The 2,860-nt window shown below is 63.7% G+C and carries 1 protein-coding gene; it reads right to left on the bottom strand.

The genetic code is table 11. The features are described 5' to 3' along the window. On the bottom strand, window positions 1-2,860 hold a 2,860-nt coding region (locus tag DBR24_RS15840), incomplete at both ends, for a condensation domain-containing protein (protein ID WP_146189058.1).

Below are 2,860 nucleotides of genomic sequence, written 5' to 3'. Positions count from 1 at the left end.
CGGCGTGGTGCGCTCGAACCCTTGCAGGTTCTGCTGCCACCACTGGCGCGCCTCGGCCAGGCTCTGGCGTTGCAGCCAGCCGATGTAATCGCGGTAGCGCGGCGGCACCGACAATTGCGCTTCGCGACCTTCACCGAGGGCGGTGTAGATCTCGAAAAAATCGTTCATCAGCAACGAGCGGCACCAGGCATCAATCAGGATGTGGTGGTTGCTCATCATGAACCAGTAACGCGCCGCGCCGACCTTGATCAGGCGCAGGTGGAACGGTGCCTGATTGAGCAGATCGAAACCGGCCTCGCGCTCGCTTTTGAGCAACGCCTGCAACTTCGGTTCTTGCTCGGCCTCGGCAACGTTGCTCCAGTCCAGGTACTCGATCGGCGTGCGCCCCGGGGAGTGAATCACTTGCAGCATGTCTTCGCCGACGTTCCAGCAGAACGACGCACGCAGCGCTTCGTGACGGGCGACCACCGCTTGCCAGGCCTGGGCAAAACGCTCGGGATCGAGTTCGCTGTTGATGCGGTAGCGATCCTGCATGTAGTACAGGCCCGTGCCCGGTTCGAGCAAGGTGTGCAGGAGCATGCCTTCCTGCATCGGCGTCAGCGGATAGACGTCTTCGATGTGCGCCGCCGGCACCGGCAACGCATCGAGTTGCGCCTGAGTCAGTTTCGCCAGCGGGAAGTCCGACGGCGTCAACCCGCCGGCCGTGTCTTGCAGGCAATGGGCGATCAGGCTTTGCAGTTCGCCAAGGTAGGCGTCGGCCAGATCAACGATGGTCTGCGCGTCATATCGCTCGGCGCTGAAGGTCCAGCGCAGCAGCAGTTCACCGCCATACACCTGACTGTCGATGCTCAACTCGTTGGGCAGCGGCGCCTGCGGATCGTGGGCGGCGCCGACCGGTTCATCGAGAGGACGGAACAGCGCATCGCTGCCAAAACTCTGGTCGAACTGGCCGAGGTAGTTGAAGGTGACCGGTGCGTTGGGCAACGCCGCCATGCTGCGCTGACTGAGGTCATCGGCCAGATAACGCAGGACGCCATAGCCCAGGCCTTTGTGCGGCACCGCGCGCAGTTGCTCCTTGATCGCCTTGATCGAAGCGCCCTGCCCGGCCGCTTCTTCAATGTTGTGCGGGGTCAGGCGTAATGGATAGGCGCTGGTGAACCAGCCGACGGTGCGGGTCAGGTCGATCTCGTCGAACAGGGTTTCGCGGCCGTGGCCTTCGAGCTGAATCAGCGCCGACGGCTGCCCGCTCCAGCGGCACAAGACGCGGGCCAGCGCAGTCAGCAACAGGTCGTTGACCTGCGTGCGATAGGCACGCGGCGCCTGTTGCAGCAATTGTTGAGTACGCTCGGCATCGAGGTGCACGCTGACGGTTTGCGCATGCCGGTTCTGCCGTCCACCCTGCGGGTTTTCGCATGGCAGGTCGGCGCTCGGCCCGGCCAGTTGCGTCTGCCACCAGTTCAGTTCTTCGCGCAGGGATTCGCTGCCGGCGTAGGCCTGCAAGCGTGCCGTCCAGTCCTTGAAGGCACTGGTTTTCGCCGGCAGCTTCACCGCTTGTTCGGCGTCGAGTTGGCGATACACGGTTTGCAGATCGTCGAGCAGCACGCGCCACGAGACACCGTCGACCACCAAGTGATGGATCGCGATGAACAGCCGTTGCTGACCTTCGGGTCCATCGACCAGCAACGCGCGCAACAGCGGGCCGTGTTGCAGTTCGAGGCTGCGCTGGGCATCGGCGAACAGCGCTTGGCACTTGTCCATCGCTGCCACCCGTAATTGCCACAGTACCTCGGCATCGGACACCGCTTGATGCGTTGCCTGCCACTGATCATTGGTCTGCATGAAGCGCAAACGCAGCGCGTCGTGCTGCTCGATCACCGCCAGCAGCGCCTGCTCCAGACGCTGCGGTTCCAGCGCCACGCTCGGCTCCAGCAGCAAGGCCTGGTTCCAGTGCTGACGCTCCGGGATTTCAGTGTCGAAGAACCAGTGCTGGATCGGCGTCAGCGCCGAGTCACCGCTGACCAGCCCCTGTTCGGCAGTCACTTGCTCGCTGCGGCTGGCGACCCCGGCGAGGGTCTGCACAGTCTGATGCTGGAACAGGTCCCGGGGGCTGAAATGGATGCCCTGCTGCCGCGCCCGGCTGACCACTTGAATCGACAGAATCGAGTCGCCGCCGAGTTCGAAGAAGTTGTCGTTGAGACCCACCTGCGCGACGTTGAGCACTTCGCACCAGATCTGCGCCAGGGCCTGTTCCAGCTCGTTGCTCGGCGCGACATAGTCCTGACGATTCAGCTCGGGGTCAGGCGCGGGCAAAGCACGACGGTCGAGTTTGCCGTTGGCGGTGAGTGGCATGCGCGCCAGCAGGATCAGGTGCATCGGCACCATGTAGTCCGGCAGTTGCGCTTTGAGGTGCGCCTTCAATGCGTCGCGCAGTTCGGCCTGTTGTACTTCACCTTGCTCGGCGACTTCGCTGACCAGATAGGCAACCAGTTGTTTGCCGCTCGGCGCATCCAGCGCCAGCACCACCGCTTCACGGATCGAAGCGTGATCAAGCAGGCGGGTTTCGATCTCGCCCAGTTCGATGCGGAAACCACGAATTTTCACCTGATGGTCGATCCGCCCCAGATACTCCACCAAGCCATCGGCACGCTGGCGCACCAGGTCGCCGGTGCGGTACATGCGCCCGCCATTCGCGGCAAACGGGTCGGCGACAAAACGCTCGGCCGTGATGCCCGGGCGGTCGTGATAACCCTGCGCCAGACCGGCGCCGCCGACGAACAACTCACCGGTCGCGCCTTGCGGCACCAGCGCCAGATCGGCGTCGAGAATGTACGCCAGGCGGCCGCCGATCACGCTGCCGATC

Source organism: Pseudomonas sp. HMWF006, from assembly GCF_003061205.1.
GTDB classification, from domain to species: Bacteria; Pseudomonadota; Gammaproteobacteria; order Pseudomonadales; family Pseudomonadaceae; genus Aquipseudomonas; species Aquipseudomonas monsensis.
The sequence above is the reverse complement of the archived record's forward strand: the minus strand, read 5'-3'. Positions and strand labels throughout refer to the sequence as shown.